Source organism: Pseudomonas sp. BF-R-24, from assembly GCF_019947335.1.
Classification (GTDB): Bacteria; Pseudomonadota; Gammaproteobacteria; order Pseudomonadales; family Pseudomonadaceae; genus Aquipseudomonas; species Aquipseudomonas jessenii.
Genome location: NZ_JAGYGG010000011.1, coordinates 20800 through 41853 on the forward strand (window position 1 = coordinate 20800; position 21054 = coordinate 41853).

At 60.6% G+C, this 21054-nt stretch carries 19 protein-coding genes; 4 read left to right on the forward strand and 15 right to left on the reverse strand.

Annotation, left to right across the window (positions count from 1 at the left end; translation table 11 throughout):
- The first annotated feature begins 276 nt into the window (after positions 1-276).
- Entirely contained in the window at positions 277-1536 is a 1260-nt protein-coding gene (locus tag KGA98_RS11195) for an OprD family porin (protein ID WP_223502354.1), read from the forward strand.
- A gap of 121 nt (positions 1537-1657) precedes the next feature.
- Here the strand turns inward: KGA98_RS11195 and pcaC are convergent, their stop codons facing one another.
- The 11 genes from pcaC to pcaR all read right to left on the reverse strand — a co-directional run bounded on the left by pcaC (position 1658) and on the right by pcaR (position 12506).
- Positions 1658-2050 carry a 4-carboxymuconolactone decarboxylase gene (gene pcaC / locus KGA98_RS11200; protein ID WP_223502355.1) on the reverse strand — a complete coding sequence of 131 codons (393 nt, stop codon included), beginning with the start codon at positions 2048-2050 and terminating at the stop codon, positions 1658-1660.
- 10 nt (positions 2051-2060) lie between these two features.
- Positions 2061-2852, reverse strand: coding sequence for a 3-oxoadipate enol-lactonase (gene pcaD / locus KGA98_RS11205; RefSeq protein ID WP_223502356.1), 792 nt, complete (start codon positions 2850-2852; stop codon positions 2061-2063).
- Between the two features lie 12 nt (positions 2853-2864).
- Complete coding sequence (locus KGA98_RS11210) at positions 2865-4229, reverse strand: 3-carboxy-cis,cis-muconate cycloisomerase (protein ID WP_223502357.1); 1365 nt, start codon at positions 4227-4229, stop codon at positions 2865-2867.
- A 43-nt stretch (positions 4230-4272) separates the two neighbouring features.
- Positions 4273-5577: an MFS family transporter gene (locus KGA98_RS11215; protein ID WP_090453557.1), complete on the reverse strand. Its 1305-nt coding sequence runs from the start codon at positions 5575-5577 to the stop codon at positions 4273-4275.
- A 196-nt stretch (positions 5578-5773) separates the two neighbouring features.
- Entirely contained in the window at positions 5774-6340 is a 567-nt protein-coding gene (pcaG, locus tag KGA98_RS11225; RefSeq protein WP_223502358.1) for a protocatechuate 3,4-dioxygenase subunit alpha, read from the reverse strand.
- 1 nt (position 6341) lies between these two features.
- On the reverse strand, positions 6342-7046 hold the full coding sequence (gene pcaH, locus KGA98_RS11230; RefSeq protein WP_057716089.1) for a protocatechuate 3,4-dioxygenase subunit beta: 705 nt from the start codon (positions 7044-7046) through the stop codon (positions 6342-6344).
- A 37-nt stretch (positions 7047-7083) separates the two neighbouring features.
- Positions 7084-8289 carry a 3-oxoadipyl-CoA thiolase gene (gene pcaF, locus KGA98_RS11235; protein ID WP_174245503.1) on the reverse strand — a complete coding sequence of 402 codons (1206 nt, stop codon included), beginning with the start codon at positions 8287-8289 and terminating at the stop codon, positions 7084-7086.
- Positions 8286-9065 (reverse strand): CoA-transferase subunit beta, encoded by a 780-nt coding sequence (locus KGA98_RS11240; RefSeq protein ID WP_102672185.1) that lies wholly within the window; start codon positions 9063-9065, stop codon positions 8286-8288. Before KGA98_RS11240 ends, pcaF begins: the two co-directional genes overlap by 4 nt.
- Entirely contained in the window at positions 9065-9922 is an 858-nt protein-coding gene (locus tag KGA98_RS11245) for a CoA transferase subunit A (RefSeq protein WP_008054173.1), read from the reverse strand. The genes KGA98_RS11240 and KGA98_RS11245 overlap by 1 nt, the downstream gene beginning before the upstream one ends.
- Positions 9923-10193: 271 nt before the next feature.
- Entirely contained in the window at positions 10194-11540 is a 1347-nt protein-coding gene (locus KGA98_RS11250) for an MFS transporter (protein ID WP_057716092.1), read from the reverse strand.
- A gap of 123 nt (positions 11541-11663) precedes the next feature.
- The gene (gene pcaR / locus KGA98_RS11255; protein WP_057716093.1) at positions 11664-12506 is read right to left on the reverse strand and encodes a pca regulon transcriptional regulator PcaR; all 843 of its coding nucleotides are present in this window, start codon (positions 12504-12506) and stop codon (positions 11664-11666) included.
- A gap of 684 nt (positions 12507-13190) precedes the next feature.
- On the opposite strand from pcaR, the gene KGA98_RS11260 reads away from it, so the two are divergent.
- The gene (locus tag KGA98_RS11260; RefSeq protein WP_007986337.1) at positions 13191-13391 is read left to right on the forward strand and encodes a hypothetical protein; all 201 of its coding nucleotides are present in this window, start codon (positions 13191-13193) and stop codon (positions 13389-13391) included.
- 376 nt (positions 13392-13767) lie between these two features.
- The gene (locus KGA98_RS11265) at positions 13768-15243 is read left to right on the forward strand and encodes an inorganic phosphate transporter (protein ID WP_057716094.1); all 1476 of its coding nucleotides are present in this window, start codon (positions 13768-13770) and stop codon (positions 15241-15243) included.
- Positions 15244-15511: 268 nt separating this feature from the next.
- Here KGA98_RS11265 and ccoM read toward each other — a convergent pair whose 3' ends face one another.
- The 3 genes from ccoM to KGA98_RS11275 all read right to left on the reverse strand — a co-directional run bounded on the left by ccoM (position 15512) and on the right by KGA98_RS11275 (position 16368).
- The gene (gene ccoM, locus KGA98_RS28500; protein ID WP_007976669.1) at positions 15512-15622 is read right to left on the reverse strand and encodes a cytochrome c oxidase subunit CcoM; all 111 of its coding nucleotides are present in this window, start codon (positions 15620-15622) and stop codon (positions 15512-15514) included.
- 143 nt (positions 15623-15765) lie between these two features.
- Positions 15766-15927 (reverse strand): hypothetical protein, encoded by a 162-nt coding sequence (locus KGA98_RS11270; protein ID WP_008016476.1) that lies wholly within the window; start codon positions 15925-15927, stop codon positions 15766-15768.
- Positions 15928-16026: 99 nt separating this feature from the next.
- Entirely contained in the window at positions 16027-16368 is a 342-nt protein-coding gene (locus tag KGA98_RS11275; RefSeq protein WP_057716095.1) for a hypothetical protein, read from the reverse strand.
- A gap of 217 nt (positions 16369-16585) precedes the next feature.
- On the opposite strand from KGA98_RS11275, the gene rapA reads away from it, so the two are divergent.
- Entirely contained in the window at positions 16586-19432 is a 2847-nt protein-coding gene (gene rapA, locus KGA98_RS11280; RefSeq protein WP_057716096.1) for an RNA polymerase-associated protein RapA, read from the forward strand.
- 170 nt (positions 19433-19602) lie between these two features.
- On the opposite strand, the gene KGA98_RS11285 is transcribed toward rapA, so the two are convergent.
- Complete coding sequence (locus tag KGA98_RS11285) at positions 19603-20952, reverse strand: spinster family MFS transporter (protein WP_057716097.1); 1350 nt, start codon at positions 20950-20952, stop codon at positions 19603-19605.
- Positions 20953-21054: the final 102 nt, after the last annotated feature.

Here is a 21054-nt window from a genome sequence, read left to right on the forward strand (position 1 = left end):
CTTGCTCGCGATGAGGCCCGCACAGGCCACACAAAATCCAGCGACATGTTGCGTTCGATAATCGCCCAAAACCTGCTTTTAACAATTGAACCATCCAGTACATTCCACGCACCATCCGAACCACAAAACCAATAACAACAGGTTCGACACCATGCCCCCGCGCCCTGCCCTCTCCGGCTGATCCGCTTCGTTCGTGCTGATTTCGAATATTCGTCTGCAACCCAGGGTTGCGGCATGACCCCGCTTCATCCCAAAGAATTAGAGAGACCCGAGCCCATGACGCCTTCTCCCGCGCAGTACTTCGTTCCCAGCCTGATTGCCATGACTCTGGCCAGCGCGGCCCTGCCCGCCCACGCCGAAGAGTCGGGTTTTGTCGAAGGGGCCAAGGTCAACCTGAACCTGCGCAACTTCTACATAAATCGCAACTTCACCAACCCGACCAAGGCCCAAGGCAAGGCTGAAGAGTGGACGCAAAGTTTCATCCTCGACGCCAAGTCCGGCTTCACCCAGGGCACCGTCGGGTTCGGCATGGATGTGCTCGGTCTGTATTCGGTGAAGCTCGACGGCGGTAAAGGCACAGGCGGTACGCAACTGCTGCCGCTGGATCATGACGGTCGCCCGGCGGATAACTTCGGGCGCACCAATGTCGCGTTCAAGGCCAAGCTGTCGCAGACCGAAGTGAAAGTCGGCGAGTGGATGCCGGTGTTGCCAATCCTGCGTTCGGACGACGGTCGTTCGTTGCCGCAAACCTTCCGGGGCGGTCAGATCACGTCGAAGGAGATCAATGGCCTGACGCTCTACGGCGGCCAGTTCCGGCAGAACAGCCCCCGCGATGACAGCAGCATGGACGACATGTCGATGACCGGCAAAGCGGCGTTCACCTCGGACCGTTTCAACTTTCAGGGCGGCGAATACCTGTTCAACGAAAAGCGCACCCAGATCGGCCTGTGGAACGCCGAACTCAAGGACATCTACAGCCAGCAGTTCATCAACCTGACCCACAGCCAGCCATTGGGTGACTGGACCCTGGGCGCCAACCTGGGTTTCTTCTACGGCAAGGATGACGGCAGTGCCCGGGCCGGCGAGTTGGACAACAAAACGATGTACGGCTTGTTCTCGGCAAAATACGGCGGCAACACCTTCTACGTCGGCCTGCAAAAACTCACCGGCGACAACGCCTGGATGCGGGTCAACGGTACCAGCGGCGGTACCCTGGCCAACGACAGCTACAACTCCAGTTACGACAATGCCCGGGAGAAATCCTGGCAAGTACGCCACGACTACAACTTCGCCGCCCTGGGCGTTCCGGGCCTGACCCTGATGAACCGTTACATCAGCGGTGACAATGTGCACACCGGCACCATCACCGACGGCAAGGAATGGGGACGTGAAAGCGAACTGGGCTACACCGTGCAAAGCGGTGCGCTGAAGGACCTGAACCTGAAATGGCGCAACTCGACCATGCGCCGCGACTACAGCAACAACGAGTTCGATGAGAACCGCCTGATCATTAGCTACCCGATCAGCCTGTTGTAAACACAAAACAAATGTGGGAGCGAGCTTGCTCGCGATGGCGGTGTATCAGGCGACATCAATAGTGAATGTGCCGACGCTATCGCGAGCAAGCTCGCTCCCACAGGTTGTTCTCCGTTACCGCTTACTCCCGCGACTCAACCCCCAACTCATCCCACACCGACTCGGCCAGGTGGAACGTCGCATTGGCTGCCGGGATGCCGCAATAGATCGCGCTCTGCATGATCACTTCCTTGATCTCGCTACGGCTCACGCCATTGTTGGCGGCGGCGCGCAGGTGCAGTTTGAGTTCGCCCTCGCGGTTCATGCCGATCAGCATGGCGATGGTGATCAGGCTGCGGGTATGGCGTGGCAGACCCTCGCGGGTCCAGATGTCGCCCCAGGCGTGGCGAGTGATCATCTCCTGAAACTCCGAGTTGAACTCGGTCAGGGTGGTCAGGCTGCGGTCGACGTGAGCATCGCCCAGTACCGCGCGACGGACTTTCATGCCTTCGTCGTAACGTTGTTTCTCGTCCACGGAATATCCCTCAACGAGCCTTCAGAAAGGCCAGAACACATTCGCTGAAATCAGCGCCAGCCTGCACGTTGGACAAGTGCGCAGCGTAGAACTCGGCGTACTCGGCGCCCGGTACATGTTCCTGAATGAAGTGCCCACCCGACGGCGGCGTGACCGCATCCTCAGTGCCGGTGATCACCAGCAGCGGCGCCTTGATCGAGGACAACTGATCGCGGAAATCGGCATCGCGCACAGCTGCGCAATTGGCCGCGTAACCTTCTGGCGAAGTCGCCGCCAGCATGTCGGTAATCTGCTTGGCCGCCGCCGGGTTGGCTTCGGAAAAATCCGGGGTGAACCAGCGGGCAATCGACGCATCGCGCAGGGCAACCATGGCCGCCTGACCATCGCGCAGCACCATTTCAATGCGCGGGTTCCACACCGACGGATCGCCGATTTTCGCTGCGGTGTTGCACACGATCAGCTTGTTCAGTCGATCGCCGGCGTTGATCCCCAGCCACTGGCCGATCAGCCCGCCCATGGACAAACCGCAGAAATGCGCGCGTTCGATGTGCAAGGCATCCAGCAATACGAGCACGTCGCGGCCCAGTTGCTCGATGCTGTAAGACCCCGGCGTTACCAATGACTGGCCATGGCCGCGGGTGTCGAAACGCAGCACGCGAAAATGCTCGGAGAATGCCGGGATTTGCGCATCCCACATGTGCAGGTCCGTGCCCAGGGAGTTGGACAGCACCAGCACCGGCGCATCGACCGGTCCATCGAGTTGGTAATGCAGTTCGCCCTCGGCGAGTTGTACAAAAGCCACAGCAAGTCTCCTTCAGGCAGTCAATGCAGAATGTTCAGCCACCGCCCTCTCGACCCAGGTTTTGGCCTGGCCGAGGTAATGGGCAGGGTCCAGCAGATGATCGAGCTCAGCCGCCGACAGTTCGGCGGTCACTTGTGGTTCGTCGCCGAGGACCGCACGCAGGTGACGTTGTTCGGCCACGGCGCGTTTGCAGCATTGCTCCAACAGATGATGCGCGGTATCGCGCCCAACCCGCTGCGCGAGGACGATGCTCACCGCTTCGGCGAGCACCAGGCCCTGGGTCAAATCGAGATTGCGCGCCATGCGCTCGGCATCCACTTCCAGCCCTTGGGCGATCAACAATGCTTGATGCAGGCTGCCCGACACCAGGCAGCAGATTTCCGGCAGGGTTTCCCACTCGGCATGCCACAGACCGAGGCTGCGCTCGTGCTCCTGGGGCATGGCGCTGAACAGCGTCGAGAGCAAACCGGGTACGCGAGTCGCCGCGCCGATCAACACCGCCGCGCCCACCGGATTGCGTTTGTGCGGCATGGTCGAGGAACCGCCCTTGCCCGGCGCCGAAGGCTCGAACGCTTCGGCGGCCTCGGTTTGCATCAACAGGCTGATATCACGCCCGAGTTTGCCGAGACTGCCGGCGATCAGGCCGAGCGCAGCGCCGAACTCCACCACGCGATCGCGCTGGGTGTGCCACGGCTGATCGGGCAAGGTCAGTTGCAGTTCTTCGGCCAGCGCTTGGGCAATCGGCATGGCCTGTTCGCCAAGGGCCGCAAGGGTTCCGGACGCACCGCCGAATTGCAGCACCAGCAGACGCGGCTTGAGTTCGGCCAAGCGTTGGCGACTGCGGGTCACCGCCCCCAGCCAGCCGGCGACCTTCATGCCGAGGGTGACCGGTGTCGCATGCTGCAGCCAGGTGCGTCCGGCCAATGGCGTGGTCGCGTAGCGCTGGGCCTGGGACGCGAGTGTCTGCCCCAGTTGTGTCAGGTCGCTCTCGATCAGTTCCAGCGCCCGGCGCAGTTGCAGCACCAGGCCGCTGTCCATCACGTCCTGGCTGGTCGCGCCCAGATGCACATAGCGCTCGGCTTCGGTATCGGTGGCCGCGATCTGCTTGCCCAGCGCCTTGACCAACGGAATCGCCGAGTTACCCGCCGTGGCAATGGCCTCGCCCAACATCGCAAAATCATAAAGCCCGGCACGGCAAGCTGCTTCAATCGGCGCGACAGCACTCGACGGAATCATCCCGACCCGTGCTTCGGCCCGGGCCAATGCCGCTTCGAAATCGAGCATGGCCTGGATCCGACCCTGATCGCAGAACACCTCACGCATATCGCGGGCCGTGAAATAGGCATCGAACAATTGATTGCCCGGTCGCTGGTTCATAAACAATTCCTGGAGGCGCGGGCCTGCGGTCCGCGCGTGAAGATCAAAGGTCGTGATGCAGATACTTCGCCTGTTTCGGCAGACGCAGGCTGAACAGGAACGCTATCGCCATCATCACCGTCACGTACCAGTAGAAGGAGTTTTCCATGCCCACGGCCTTGAGGCTCAAGGCCACATACTCCGCCGAACCACCGAAAATCGCATTCGCCACCGCATACGCCAGGCCGACACCCAATGCACGCACCTCGGGCGGGAACATCTCGGCTTTCACCAGGCCACTGATGGAGGTGTAGAAACTGACGATCGCCAGCGCCAGGGTAATCAACACGAAGGCCAGAAACGGACTTGTCACGCTTTTCAGGCTCAACAGGATCGGCACAGTGCACAGCGTGCCGAGGGCGCCGAACCAGAGCATCGAGTTACGCCGGCCGATCTTGTCGGCGAGCATGCCGAAAATCGGCTGCATGCACATATAGAGGAACAGCGCGCCGGTCATGATGTAGCTGGCGGTCTTGGCCGGCATGCCGGCGGTGTTCACCAGGTACTTCTGCATGTACGTGGTGAAGGTGTAGAAGATCAGCGAACCACCGGCGGTGTAACCGAGTACGGTGATGAACGCGGTTTTATGGTCGCGAAACAGGGCGCTGATGCTGCCGGCGTCCTTGTTTTCGCGCATTGCCTTGCTGGTGGTTTCCTTGAGCGAACGACGCAGATACAGCGAAACCAGCGCCGCCATGGCACCCACTACGAAGGGTATCCGCCAGCCGTAGGCACGCAGGTCATCTTCGGTGAGGAACTGTTGCAGGACCACCACCAGCGACACCGCGAGCAATTGGCCGCCAATCAGGGTCACGTACTGGAACGAGGCGAAGAAACCGCGCTGGCCCTTGAGCGCCACTTCACTCATGTAGGTTGCGGTAGTGCCGTACTCACCGCCCACCGACAAGCCTTGCAGCAAACGGGCGAACAGCAACAGGATCGGCGCCCAGACCCCAATGCTGCTGTAGGTCGGCAGGCAGGCGATAAGCAGCGAGCCGAAGCACATCATCAGAATCGAGATCAACATCGAATTCTTGCGCCCGTGCTTGTCCGCCAAGCGCCCGAAAATCCAGCCACCAATCGGCCGCATCAAGAACCCGGCGGCGAACACGCCAGCGGTATTGACCAGCTGCACGGTGGGGTTATCGGACGGGAAAAAGGCCGGTGCGAAATAGATCGCACAGAAGGCGTAGACGTAGAAGTCGAACCATTCAACCAGGTTGCCGGACGAGGCACCGACAATGGCGAAGATCCGCTTGCTGCGTTCTTCGCCCGTATAAAGAGCTATAGGCGCTGTGGGTGTTGTCATTGTTTTTTCACTCAATGGGGACAGTGAGAGTCTAGACACACTTTGCAACACTCCCGTTCCGCAGATGTTTCAGCGAACACACATCCCTGTGGGAGCGGGCTTGCTCGCGAAGGCGTCGTATCAGTCGATATCAATGTTGTCTGATACACCGCTTTCGCGAGCAAGCCCGCTCCCACAGTTTTTTTGCAGTGTTCACTTAATAGTCGAAGAACACCGTCTCGGCATCGGTACCCTGCAGAATCACATTCCACTGATAAACACCCGACGCATCCTTCTTGGCCAGCAAGGTACTGCGGCGCTCGGCCGGCACGCACTCCAGCAACGGATCGTTGACGTTGGCCGCCTCGCCTTCAAAGTAGATCCGCGTCAGCAGGTGCTTCACCAAACCACGGGCAAACACCAGAACGACAAGGTGCGGTGCCTGGGTCGTGCCTTTGAGACCCTCGACCGAACCGGGCTTGATGGTGGTAAAGCGAAAGCGTCCTTCGGCATCTACCGGCACCCGGCCAAAGCCTTCGAAGTTCGGGTCCAGGGGTTTGTCCTGGTCGTCTTCGGGGTGGTCATACTTGCCGGCGGCGTTGGCCTGCCAGACTTCCAGCATCGCGTCGTTGACGATGTCGCCATTGCCGTCGACCACTTGCCCGGTGATCGCTACGCGCTCGCCCAGGGTTTGTTCGACGGTCAGGTTTTCGCGGTTCAGCCAGGTCAGGCCGATGTGGTAGTACGGCCCGACGGTGTGGGACGTGGTCGCAGTCAGCGTCATCTTATTTCTCCATCGGCGTGGCGTCGCGGCCGCGCAAAACGATGTCCCAGCGATAACCGAGGGCATAGGAAGGGATGGTTTTTTCCAGATCGAACGTGGCGATCAAACGCTCTTTGGCGCTGGTATCAGGCACGCAGTTGTAGATCGGGTCGTACGCCAGCAGCGGGTCGCCCGGGAAATACATCTGCGTCACCAGGCGCGTCAGGATGCTCGGCCCGAACAGCGAGAAATGGATGTGCGCCGGGCGCCAGGCGTTGTGGTGGTTACCCCATGGATAGGCGCCGGGCTTGATGGTCTGGAACTGGTACCAGCCATCGGCGTCGGTCACGGTGCGGCCGGTGCCGGTGAAGTTCGGGTCCAGCGGTGCGTCGTGCAGGTCGCGGGCATGGGCGTAGCGACCGGCGGCGTTGGCCTGCCAGATCTCCACCAGAATCCCCGGCACCGGCAGACCGTTTTCATCCAGCACACGGCCGTGGATGATGATGCGCTCCCCCTGAGGCTGCCCCTCGTGCTGGGCGGTCAGGTCGTTATCCTTCTCGTTGATGCGCTCGGCGCCGACGGTAGGACCGGTGATTTCCGACAGCGAATGCGGCAGGAACACCAACGGCTTGGACGGCGAGCGCAGGTTGGTGGATTGATAGGTCGGGTGCAGGTACTCCGGCTGGGTGCCTTCCTGCGGGCGACGGTAACCAGGCTTGTCAGTCATGAAACATTCCTCAGTTCGTATAAGTCTTCAGAGCGCGTCAGACGCGCTCGATCGCCAGGGCCAGACCCTGACCGACACCGACGCACATGGTCGCCAGACCTTTCTTGCCACCGGTTTTTTCCAGCTGATGCAATGCGGTCAACACCAGCCGCGCGCCGCTCATGCCCAACGGGTGCCCCAAGGCAATCGCGCCACCGTTCGGGTTGACCTGGGCCGCGTCGTCCGCGATCCCCAGTTCACGCAGCACCGCCAGGCCTTGGCTGGCGAAGGCTTCGTTGAGCTCGATCACGTCGAAATCGCTGACCGCCACACCGAGGCGCTCGATCAGTTTACGCACCGCCGGCACCGGGCCAATGCCCATCACCCGCGGGGCAACACCGGCGCTGGCCATGCCCAGCACTTTGGCACGGGCAGTCAGGCCGTGTTTCTTCACCGCTTCGGCCGAAGCCAGGATCAACGCGGCGGCGCCGTCGTTTACACCCGAGGCATTGCCGGCGGTGACGGTCTTGTCGGGGCCGTTGACCGGTTTGAGTTTGGTCAGAGCTTCCAGGGTGGTGTCGGCGCGAGGATGCTCGTCCTGGCTGACCACGGTTTCACCCTTCTTGTGGGCTATGCGCACTTCAACGATTTCTTCGGCGAAGAACCCGGCGGCTTGTGCGGCGGCCGTGCGTTGTTGACTGCGCAGGGCGAACGCGTCCTGGTCGGCGCGGGACACCTTGTAATCGTCGGCCACGTTGTCAGCGGTCTGCGGCATCGCATCCACGCCGTACTGGGCCTTCATCAACGGGTTGATGAAGCGCCAGCCGATGGTGGTGTCTTCGAGCTTCATGTTGCGCGAAAAAGCGGCATCGGCCTTGCCCATCACGAACGGCGCACGGGACATCGACTCGACGCCGCCGGCAATCGCCAGCTCCATCTCGCCGCTGGCGATGGCGCGGAACGCGGTGCCGATGGCATCCATGCCCGAAGCGCAAAGGCGATTGAGGGTCACGCCGGGAATGGTTTCCGGCAGGCCGGCCAGCAACAGTGCCATACGCGCAACGTTGCGGTTGTCTTCACCGGCCTGGTTGGCGCAGCCGAGGAACACCTCGTCCACCGCGTTCCAGTCCACCGACGGGTTGCGCTCCATCAAGGCCTTGATCGGCACGGCAGCCAGGTCGTCGGCACGCACCGTCGACAGGCCACCGCCGAAACGGCCGATGGGGGTACGAATCGCGTCGCAGATATAAACGTCACGCATCACGCTTCTCCGGGGGCTTGGCCGTGTGCGGCAGCGGTACGGGCTTCGAGGTCGCGCAGCGCGGTCAATTCGACTTCAGTCGGCTCGGCGGTTTGCTCAACCTGGTCAGCAAAGCGAATCGCCCAACCGGTGGCAGCAACCACTTGCTCGCGGGTCACACCCGGGTGTAGTGCAGTGACCACGAACTCATGGGTACCGGCTTCCGGCTCCATGATGCACAGATCGGTGATGATCCCCACCGGTCCGGCGCCTGGCAGACCGAGACGCTTGCGCGAATCGCCGCCCTCGCCGTGGCCGACCGAGGTAATGAAGTCGAGTTTGTCGACAAAGGAGCGCGACGACTGCTTGAGGATGATCAACACGCTCTTGGCGGAACCGGCAATCTCCGGCGCGCCACCTGCACCCGGCAGACGGACTTTCGGCGCGTGGTAATCACCCACGACGGTGGTGTTGATGTTGCCGAAACGGTCGACCTGCGCCGCGCCGAGGAAACCGACGTCAATGCGCCCGCCCTGCAGCCAGTAACGGAAAATCTCGCCGGTCGGCACCACGGTGTCGGCGGTTTCCGCCAGCTCACCGTCGCCAATCGACAGTGGCAATACACTTGGCTTGGCACCGATCGGGCCCGATTCGTAGATCAGCACCACATCAGGCGAGGAAGTCAGGCGCGCCAGGTTGGCCGCTTTCGACGGCAGGCCGATGCCCACGAAGCACACCGAGCCGTTCTTCAGGCGACGGGCAGCGGCAACGGTCATCATTTCATTGGTGGTGTAAGTCATTACTTCGCCTCCGAAGCGGCGGCCAGTTTGGCCTGGAACTCGCTGAAGTCAGCGCTGCCGTGGATGTATTCGTTGATCCACGCGGTGAAGGTTTCACGGTCGCGGGCAATCGGGTCCCAGGCCTGGTAGAAGCGGTTGTCGCGTTCGTTGTAACCGTGGGCGTAGGACGGATGCGCGCCGCCAGGTACGTGGCAAACCGCGCTCAAGGCCCAGGTTGGCAGCACACAGGAGTTCATCGGCGCATTGAGGTCGTCGACGATTTCCTCAACGGTGACGATGCAGCGCTTGGCCGCCAGCGCAGCTTCTTTCTGCACGCCGAGGATGCCCCACAGCAGCACGTTGCCCTTGCGGTCGGCTTTCTGCGCGTGAATCACCGTGATATCCGGACGCACCGAAGGCACGGCGGCCAACACTTCGCCAGTGAACGGACAGGTAACCGATTTGATCAGCGGGTTGACCTTCGGCAAATCGGAACCGGCGTAGGCACGCAGCACCGCGAACGGCAGACCGGATGCCCCGGCGACGTAGGCGTTGGCCAGGTCGGCGTGGCTGTGTTCTTCGATTTCCAGCGCGTGGGGCCACTGTTTCTCCACAGCGTCACGCAGGCGATGCAGTGAGCCGACACCCGGGTTGCCGCCCCAGGAGAAAATCAGTTTGCGGGCACAACCGGCACCGATCAACTGGTCGTAGATCAAGTCAGGGGTCATCCGCACCAGGGTCAGGTCTTTCTTGCCCTGACGAATGATTTCGTGACCGGCGGCCGTCGGGATCAGGTGAGTAAAGCCTTCGAGCGCGACCGTATCACCGTCGTTTACGAATTGCTTCACCGCGTCGTGCAGCGAAAGGATTTCAGCCATTGGGGCAGGCTCCCGTTTATTGTTAACCGACAGTGGAAGAAGGCGCCGATGCGCAGCGCCGGAATGACTGAAGGTTAAGCTTCTGAAAAAGGCCAAACAATCCGATAATCGACTGAGCGTTCGATTATCGAACACATTGTTGCTCGGCTAACAATCCAGATCAAAAGCTTCGCGAGCAAGCCCGCTCCCACAGGGATAGGTGTGATCCTTGTGGGAGCGGGCTTGCTCGCGAAGAGGCCCGCAACAGCAATAAAGAACCCGAGTGATGGCCTCAGGTCGCATCCGCATGACTGACCATGCCCTTGATCACCACCGCCGTCGTCGCCAGCGCCGCCGGAATCACCAGCGCCGTCAGCACTTGCTCGAAGTTCCAGCCCAGGCCCAGCAGCGTCGCGCCCATCCACGCCCCGAGGATGGCGCCGAAGCGGCCGATCCCGAGCATCCACGACACGCCGGTGGCCCGCCCCTGAGTCGGATAAAACCGCGCAGCCAGTGACGGCATTGCCGATTGCGCACCGTTGACACACATCCCGGCCACCAGCACCAGCGTCGCCAACAGCGCGATGTTGCCCAGGCTCTGCCCTACCGCGTAGGCAAACACCCCGGCCAGCAGGTAGAAAGTGCCGATGACCTTGTGCGGATTGAACCGGTCCATTGCCCAGCCCACGCCCACCGCACTCAGCACGCCACCAAACTGGAACAGCGCGCCGATGAAGGCGGCCTGCTCCATGCTCGCGCCACTGTCACGCATCAGCGTCGGCAGCCAACTGGTCAGCAGGTAAACGATCACCAGACCCATGAAGTAGGTCAGCCACAAGAGCAAGGTGCCGGTGCTGTAGGTGCCGGAGAAGATCACCGCGAACACATTGCGCGCCTTCACGGTTTTCTGTTCCGGCACACTGAAACTGGACGCCTGGGCCACCACCGTCGGGTCAATCGGCGCCAGTGCCTTGCGTACTTTGTCCGTACCGCGGTTGCGCACCACCAGGTAACGCGCCGACTCCGGCAGCCAGAACAGCAAAACGACGGCGAGGATCAGCGGCAGCACTCCACCGATCAGCAGCAGGCTGTGCCAGCCAAAGGCCGGAATGAGCTTGGCCGAGATAAATCCGCCGCCAGCCATGCCGAGGTTGAAGCCGCAGAACATGCTGGTCACCAGCAGGGACTTTTTGCGCTCCGGGGTGTATTCCGACAGCAGCGTGGTGGCGTTCGGCATGCCGGCGCCCAGACCCAGGCCGGTCAGGAAGCGCAACACCAAAAGCTGATCGACATTGGTGCTGTAGGCCGAGGCCAGGCTGAAGGCACCGAACAACAGCACCGCGCCGACCAGTACGACTTTTCGCCCGAAGCGGTCAGCCAGAGGGCCGGAGCCCAGTGCGCCGAAGACCATGCCGATCAACGCCGCACTCATCACCGGGCCGAGACTGGCTCGGTCGATACCCCAGTCCTGGGACAGGGCCGGGGCGATGAAGCCCATTGCCGCGGTGTCGAGGCCATCGAGGAAGACAATCAGGAAACACAGGATCACCACGCGCCACTGGTAGCGCGAAATGGGTTGGGCATTGATGAAGGACTGCACGTCGAGGCAGTTACCTACAGCAGACTGAGGCTGGTTCATTATTTTTATCCCACGGATCGCGGTCGAACGATGTCAGCAGATGCCGACGAAGCCGCGACAGTAATGATCCGGAGGAAACAGCGTCAATTCGATAAACGCGACTCTGTGCGTTTATCGAACGGCTTAGGCAAACAACTGGGCGCTGAGGTCGCGGCTGGCGCTCAACAAACCGGGCAGGAAACGCTGTTCCAGTTCATTGCGGCTGACTCGCCCGGCGTGAGTGCTGACATTGAGGGCCGCGACCACCTGCCCGGAAGCGTCATACACCGGGACGGCAATCGAACGCAGCCCTTGCTCGAGTTCCTGGTCGACGATGCACCAGCCTTGCTGTCGCACCTCTTGCAGGCATTCGAGCAACGCCTCGGGGGTGTGGATCGTGCGGCTGGTCTTGGCTTGCAATTCGGCGTGGTCGAGGTATTCGCCCAGCGAGGTGTCATCCAGCGCGGCCAGCAGGATCCGCCCCATCGAGGTGCAATAGGCCGGCAAGCGCCCGCCCACCGACAGGTCCACCGAAATCAGCCGCTGGGTGGTCGCGGAGCGCGCAATGTACAGAATGTCATCACCCTCCAGCGTGGCCATGTTGCAGGCCTCGTGCAGTTGCTCGCTCATGCGGTCCAGGTAAGGCTGTGCGGAAACCGCCAGCGGCGTTGATGACACATAGGCATGGCCGAGGGTCAGCACTTTGGGCAGCAGCGAATAGGTGCGGCCGTCGGTGGTGGCGTAGCCGAGTTTGATCAAGGTGTGCAGGCAACGACGCACGGCGGCGCGGGGAATTTCCGTGCGGTGACTGATCTGGGCGATGGTCAGGTGCCGTTTGCGCTCCTGAAACGCTTGCACCACGGCCAGGCCACGGGCCAGGGACGTCATGAAATCCGGGTCGCCGGTCAGTGCCTGGATCCGTTTGGCAGGTGAGGCAACGATGGGAGGAGCCACTGAAGCGAAGGAATTGCGCATTTGATCGTTCATACAAGGTCCTTTTACCCATTCGGATCAGCGACTATTACAAAGGGCGAGCCTGGCGCTCAAGCCCGGCCCGCCAACTCCGTGCGATTATCGAACACTCGACCGATAATCGCAATCCGTCGTGCAAATCACATGCGCTGATGTCCGGTTTTCGCTGACTTGCGCCCCATGTTTGCGCCGACTCGACGCAGGACTTAATGGGGCAATCCAATTACCGTAACTTGCCTGATTTAATGGCGTCAGAAAGGCATCGCAGCAATGCGGTATCCGTCGACGTTCTAGTTAATCGCAAAGTTTCGAGCAACAAAACGGTCACACACCAAGATTCACTTTTAACTCTTTGGAGATAGTGTTCTTCAAATCGGCCGCTATAATACAATTCAGTAGCGCTTCGGTTTTTTACTTGCCGAACCCGCTGCCCGGCCAGGCGATGTTCCATCGCCGTTGCCCGTTGCAAGCGCCAGATCCGCACTGCACAGCCTTGCCATCGCGCTTGCCGAAACAGGAAACTGAAGCTACGTCAGCTGTTTATATCTGGTGTCGTGGCCGCCTGTGACATGGAAGTATTGATCACGTTGTTGCCAAAAACGATGCCTTGACGGGCATTGCCCACTCGACGAACGTGATCAAACGATTTGATGCAGCGCGTTTTCACCAGAATTTATCCCAACTCAATCAGGTAGCACTGTGACGAAAGACGAACTGCGCGCGGAACTAGAGCGCCAGGAACAACGTTACAAGGAAGTTTACGGCGGAGAAGTCACCACTTACGCCGCTCAACCCGAACCGGAACGCAAACCCTGGCGTAAACGCGCCACCGTTCAGGATCAGGTTTTCCAGCAAGAACTTCAAAAAATGGAAAAGGAACTCAAAGCCGAAGAGCCGTGACTGCTTCGGCCTGATCCTTACAAGGGCCTACCTCTGCACCCGTTAAAAGCGGGATGTATTGATGTTGCCTTTCGCGCCCGCTACGAGCGGGCAGCGGCCATCACCGTCGTCGAATCAGGCAGATTTCCGGTATCTGACCTATTTCTCAGATTTTTCTCACAACCGTTCAAGCCCCTCCTGCCGGGCCGTGAAGGTTTTGTGACGGTCAATTTTTTCAATAAAATCAATGACTTAAAAAACACAGCAAAACCGTGGGTTTTCAGGTTCTGCGGCAAAAAAATTCGTTGAAGAATGTTACCGATGAGCAGCTAGTGCATTGATTAGCAGTCTTTTCTGGCATAATCGCGCCCCCTTATGACCGGGTCAGAAAACCTTCATGATCGATTTATTCAGCGGACTGGATGCTTGGGTGCTTGTGAGCCTCTTGCTCGCCCTGGCCTTTGTCCTCGCCTTCGAGTTCATCAACGGCTTTCATGACACCGCTAACGCGGTGGCGACCGTTATCTACACCAAAGCCATGCCGCCTCACCTGGCAGTGTTCTTCTCCGGTGTGTTCAACTTCCTCGGCGTGCTGCTGGGCGGGGTCGGCGTGGCGTATGCCATCGTCCACCTGCTGCCGGTAGAACTGCTGATCAATGTGAACACCGGTCACGGACTGGCCATGGTGTTCTCGTTGCTCGCCGCAGCCATCACCTGGAACCTGGGCACCTGGTACTTCGGTATCCCCGCCTCCAGCTCCCACACGCTGATCGGTTCGATCCTCGGCGTGGGCCTGGCCAACGCCCTGATCAACGAAATTCCGTTGGCTGACGGGGTGAACTGGCAAAAGGCGATCGATATCGGCATGTCGCTGGTATTCTCGCCAATGGCAGGCTTCCTGATCGCCGCGCTGATCCTGATCGGTCTTAAATGGTGGCGTCCGCTGTCGAAGATGCACAAGACGCCGGAACAGCGCCGCAAGATCGACGACAAGAAACACCCGCCGTTCTGGAATCGCCTGGTACTTGTGATCTCGGCCATGGCCGTGAGTTTCGTTCACGGCTCCAACGATGGCCAGAAAGGTATCGGCCTGATCATGCTGGTCCTGATCGGTATCGTGCCAGCCCAGTTCGTCCTCGACCTGAACAGCACGACCTACCAGATCGAACGGACTCGCGACGCTACGTTGCACCTGAGCCAGTTCTACCAGCGCAATTCCGAAACCCTGGGCGAGTTCCTGGCCCTTGGCAAGAGCCTGAATGGCGATCTGCCGGAGAAATTCCGTTGCAACCCGCAACAGACCGAACCGACCATCACCGCCCTGCTCGGCACCCTCAAGGGTGTAGCCGACTACCATTCGCTGTCGGCGGAAAGCCGCATCGAAGTACGTCGTTACCTGCTCTGCCTGGATGACACCGCGAAGAAAGTCAGCAAATTGCCAACGCTCGGGGCGCGTGAAAAGGCTGACCTGGACAAGTTGCGCAAAGACCTGACCACCACCACTGAGTACGCTCCGTTCTGGGTGATCCTGGCGGTTGCACTGGCCTTGGGCCTGGGCACCATGGTCGGCTGGAAACGCGTGGTACTGACCATTGGCGAGAAAATCGGCAAGCAAGGCATGACCTACTCCCAAGGCATGTCGGCGCAGATCACCACCGCCAGCCTGATCGGCATGGCCAACATCTTCAGCCTGCCGGTTTCCACCACCCACGTGCTGTCCTCGGGCGTGGCGGGCACCATGGTCGCCAACAAGAGCGGCCTGCAAGGCGGCACCGTCAGAACCATCCTGCTGGCCTGGGTATTGACCCTGCCAGCCACCGTGGCCCTGTCGGCCGGGTTGTTCTGGCTGGCCTCGAAGGCGCTGGGTAGCTGATACAGCTGCATCGAAAAAGGCGCGCTCCGCAAGGACCGCGCCTTTTTTATTGCCTCTTCCAAACACCACAAATCAACTGTGGGAGCGGGCTTGCTCGCGAAAGCGGTGTGTCAGTCAACATTGATGTTGAATGTCAGTCAGCATTCGCGAGCAAGCCCGCTCCCACACTGGTTTTGTGTACACCGTCCAGAAATCGGAGGCAAAAAAAAGGGCAACCGAAGTTGCCCAAAATGCCTTGCGTGCTCATTACATCCAGAAAGAACGACGGTTATTTCCGCTTGTGCGAATCCTTCCAGATAAAAAGTCCGAACCCTGCAAAAAATACAAACATGAGGCTGACAGTCAGCACTCCGGCGATCACCACGTTGTCGAAAAACATGACGCGTCTCCTGTACCTGCCCTGTTGCGATAGGGCTAAGTTAACCAAACGGGCAGGAGAGAATATTGACCGGGATCAATGTCGCCCGAGACTGGGCAAGAGGAAGGGAGAAGTTTGACCCGCATCAATGAATGCGGGGGATTTCAGCGCTTTTTCGGTTTGTTTTTCGGCTTTTTTTTGGCCTTGCCCAATGGCATGGCCTGCTCGAACGCCTGGCGAACTTCATTGAGCCGCTTGTCATTGAGGTCATGAACACGCTTGGCGCGCTCGGCATTGAGGTCAATCAGTTTGTCGTCTTGGCTCATGGCAGTCAGTGCATCGCTTGAAATGAGTTTAAGCCGCCGTAGCGTTCGGCAACCCTGCGCCAATAATGCGGCCTGACGGCCGTGCTGACCAGCCTGCGCTCAAATCTCGATATCGACCCACAACCCTTGCCGCGGCTGATCTTCCATCAGCGGCGCCACCGGCACGGTGTTGTCAGCATTGAGCTCATCCCCGGGAATCGCCAGGTGAGCCTGCGGGTCATTATCAGCTTCGTGGCGACGTCGTTCCTGCTCCTGCCTGCGGCGCTGTTCCTCGCGCAGCACCAGTCCGTCCTCCTCAGGATTGCGCTTTTGCAGGTCGATCGTGCTTTCACTGGAGCTTTCCTGCACCGGCACCACCGGAGGAATATCCGGACGCTGACGGATCGGGTCGGTCTGTGAAGTGATCGGCACGGCACTCAAGGGGAGCATCGGTGGCAGCATGGTTTTCAGTCTCCTGTCAGCAGGCTGTCGGCTGCGGGGATGGCGACTTGAGCCATCGGTCGCAAACTGTGACTCATTTGGCACTCATTAGTGCACCGGGCGGCGCGTCATGCACAGGTGGGCTAACGTATGACTGTGAGTTTTTCTGAGAGTCCTTTGGCCCTGAAGCCCTCATTCCGTTAAGATAGCCCGCTTTTTCAGGTGGGAGTCAGGCAGCATGGCGCAGCAGTATCAACCGGGGCAACGCTGGATCAGTGACAGCGAAGCCGAGCTGGGTTTAGGCACCGTTCTGGCACAGGACGGCCGCTTGTTGACCGTGCTCTATCCGGCCACTGGCGACACTCGCCAGTACGCGCTAAGGAATGCGCCCCTCACCCGTGTGCGGTTTTCGCCCGGTGACTCCATCACTCACTTCGAAGGCTGGAAGCTGACCGTTCGCGAAGTCGACGACGTCGATGGCCTGCTGGTTTACCACGGCCTCAACGGGCAGAACGAAGTGGTCACCCTGCCGGAAACCCAACTGTCGAACTTCATCCAGTTCCGCCTGGCCAGCGACCGTCTGTTCGCCGGCCAGATCGACCCGCTGGCCTGGTTCTCCCTGCGTTACCACACACTGGAACACACCAGTCGCCAGTTGCAGTCCTCCCTTTGGGGTCTGGGTGGCGTGCGTGCGCAACCGATCGCGCACCAGTTGCACATTGCCCGCGAAGTCGCCGACCGTATCGCGCCACGGGTTCTGCTGGCCGACGAAGTGGGCCTGGGCAAAACCATCGAAGCCGGCCTGGTGATCCATCGCCAATTGCTCTCGGGCCGCGCCAACCGCGTGCTGATCCTGGTTCCGGAAAACCTGCAGCACCAGTGGCTGGTCGAGATGCGCCGCCGCTTTAACCTGCAGGTCGCGCTGTTCGACGAAGAACGCTTCATCGAAAGCGATGCCAGCAACCCCTTCGAAGACACCCAGCTCGCACTGGTCGCGCTTGAGTGGTTGGTGGACGACGAGAAAGCCCAGGACGCGCTGTTCGCGGCGGGCTGGGACTTGCTGGTGGTCGACGAGGCTCACCACCTGGTGTGGCACGAAGATCAGGTCAGCCCCGAGTATTCCCTGGTCGAGCAACTCGCCGAGACCATTCCCGGCGTGCTGCTGTTGACCGCCACCCCGGAACAACTGGGCCAGGACAGCCACTTCGCTCGTCTGCGCCTGCTCGACCCGAACCGTTTCCACGACCTGCAAGCCTTCCGCGCCGAGAGCGAAAACTATCGCCCGGTGGCTGAAGCCGTTCAGGAGTTGCTGGACAAGGGACGCCTGTCGCCGCAAGCCCACAAGACCATCCACGGCTTCCTCGGCAACGAAGGCGAAGCCCTGCTGGCCGCCGTCAACGATGGCGACACCGAAGCCAGCGCGCGTCTGGTGCGTGAATTGCTCGACCGCCACGGCACCGGCCGCGTGCTGTTCCGCAACACCCGCGCTGCCGTGCAGGGTTTCCCGGAGCGCAAGCTGCACCCGTACCCGCTGCCGTGCCCGGACGAATACCTCGAACTGCCATTGGGCGATCACGCCGAGCTGTACCCGGAAGTCAGCTTCCAGGCCCAACCGGACGCCAGCGAAGAAGAACGCTGGTGGAAATTCGACCCGCGCGTCGAATGGCTGATCGATCAACTGAAGATGCTCAAGCGCACCAAAGTGCTGGTGATCTGCGCCCACGCCGAAACCGCCATGGACCTGGAAGACGCCCTGCGCGTGCGTTCCGGCATCCCGGCCACGGTGTTCCACGAGGGCATGAACATCCTCGAGCGTGACCGCGCCGCCGCCTATTTCGCCGACGAAGAATTTGGCGCGCAGGTGCTGATCTGCTCGGAAATCGGCAGTGAAGGTCGCAACTTCCAGTTCTCCCATCACCTGGTGCTGTTCGATCTGCCGTCCCACCCGGACCTGCTGGAACAACGTATCGGTCGACTGGACCGGATCGGTCAGAAGCACATCATCGAACTGCACGTGCCGTACCTGGAAACCAGCCCGCAAGAGCGCCTGTTCCAGTGGTACCACGAAGCGCTGAATGCGTTCCTCAACACCTGCCCTACCGGCAACGCCTTGCAGCACCAGTTCGGCCCGCGCCTGCTGCCGCTGCTCGAAGAAGCCGACGATGGCGAGTGGCAAGCGCTGATCGACGAAGCCCGCACCGAGCGTGAGCGCCTTGAAGCCGAGCTGCACACCGGCCGCGACCGTTTGCTGGAGCTCAACTCCGGTGGCGCTGGCGAAGGTGATGCGCTGGTTGAAGACATCCTCGAACAGGACGATCAGTTCGCCCTGCCGATCTACATGGAAACCCTGTTCGACGCCTTCGGCATCGACAGCGAAGACCATTCGGAAAACGCGCTGATCCTCAAGCCGAGCGAAAAAATGCTCGACGCCAGCTTCCCGCTGGGCGACGACGAAGGCGTGACCATTACCTACGACCGTAACCAGGCGCTGTCTCGCGAAGACATGCAGTTCATCACCTGGGAGCACCCGATGGTTCAGGGCGGCATGGACCTGGTGCTGTCCGGCTCCATGGGCAACACCGCCGTGGCACTGATCAAGAACAAGGCGCTGAAACCTGGCACCGTGTTGCTGGAACTGCTCTATGTCAGCGAAGTGGTTGCCCCGCGCTCGCTGCAACTGGGCCGCTACCTGCCACCGGCCGCCCTGCGCTGCCTGCTCGACACCAATGGCAACGACCTGTCGGCCCGCGTGTCGTTCGAAACCTTGAACGATCAGCTTGAAAGCGTGCCACGTGCCAGCGCCAACAAGTTCATCCAGGCCCAGCGTGACCAACTGACGCCACGGATCAACGCCGGTGAAGCGAAGATCCTGCCGCGCCACACTGAACGTGTCGCCGAGGCGCAGCGTCGCCTGGCCGCCGATACCGACGAAGAACTGGCGCGCCTGACCGCCCTGCAAGCGGTCAACCCGACCGTGCGCGACAGCGAACTGGTGGCCCTGCGCAAACAACGCGAGCAAGGCCTGGCCATGCTCGACAAGGCTGCGCTGCGACTGGAAGCGATTCGGGTGCTGGTGGCGGGTTAACAACCCTCCTCCACCGCTATGAAAAAAAGGCCCGCAGCGATGCGGGCCTTTTTTGTTTACTTCAAATTCAGTAGTGCTGCTGATGACCTCATCGCGAGCAAGCTCGCTCCCACATTGGATCTTCAGTGCCTATGAGATACCTGTGGGAGCGAGCTTGCTCGCGATAGCGGTTAAGCAGTCACCGCAGAACTGTCAGGCTCAACCACCGCCACCAACCCGTCCTTCATCCGCTTGGCGTCCCTCACAAAACACCGCGAAGCCAGGAACAGAAACACCACGGTGAGCAACAACGCCACCGGTATCAGGTACATCGCGTCATGCAGGCCGACCGCTTTAAACGCCTCAGTCATTTGCTCCGCGCCCGCCGCAAGCATCGCCGTGTGGGCGAAGTGATCCGACAAGGCCCCGACCACCACCGGCCCCAGGCCACCGCCCAACAGGTACAGCCCGGCAAAGAACAGCGCCATCGCCGTTGCCCGCAACCGAGGCTCGACCACATCCTGAATCGCCGTGTACACGCAGGTATAAAAGTTGTAGGCGAACAGCCAGCCCATACTGAATACCGCGACAAACACACCGATCTCGATTCGCCCGGAATGCAGCGCCCACGCAGTGCAGACCGTCGAAATCACCAGGCTGAAGGCGGCAAACAAAAGCCGTCCGTTGGCGATGCGCTGGTGAATCTTGTCCGCGATCCAGCCACCGAGGGTCAGGCCGACCAGCCCGGTCACACCGACAATAACCCCGGTCGCCACTGCGGCATCCTGCAACGGCATGAGGAAGTAGCGTTGCAGCATCGGCACCAGAAACGAGTTACAAGCATAAGTGGCGAAGTTGAAACACAGGCCGGCCATCACCAGCCACAGGAAGGTTGGCACTGCCAATACCCGACGGATCGGCCGATCGATTTTTTCCTGCGAAACCTGAACGCTCTCGGCAGCGCCGCGCTTCGGTTCCTTGATGAAAAACATGAAGATTGCCAGGATCAGCCCGGGCACCGCCGCGATAAAGAACGGTGCGCGCCAGCTATCGAAGGCCTTGACCATCGCGCCAATGGTGAAGAACGCCAGCAACAGCCCCAAAGGCAGCCCCAGCATGAAGATCCCCATGGCCCGCGCCCGACGGTGCGCCGGAAACAAGTCGCCGATCAGCGAGTTGGCGGCTGGCGCGTAACTGGCCTCGCCGATGCCGATGCCCATGCGCACGATCAGGAAGCTCCAGAAACTGCCCACCATGCCGTTGACGGCGGTCAACCCGCTCCATACCGCCAGCCCCCAGCCCATCAGCTTGCTGCGCGAGCCGGTATCGGCCATGCGCCCCAGCGGCAAGCCGGCTATGGCGTAGACGATGGTGAATGCCGTCCCGATGATCCCCAACTGGAAATCACTGAGGTGCCATTCCATGCGAATGGGCTCGATGATGATGGCCGGGATGGTGCGGTCGAAAAAATTGAACAGATTGGCCAGGAACAACAGGAACAGAATGCGCCAGGCATTGGCCGCTTGGGTCGAGTTCTGCATGGGTCCGTCTCTTTTATTGTTTTTGGGGCGTCACTGCCCCCGGACTTTGCAATCTAGACAGGCCGGCCGCGCCTGTCTTTCATTATTCGCCAGGCTGATACC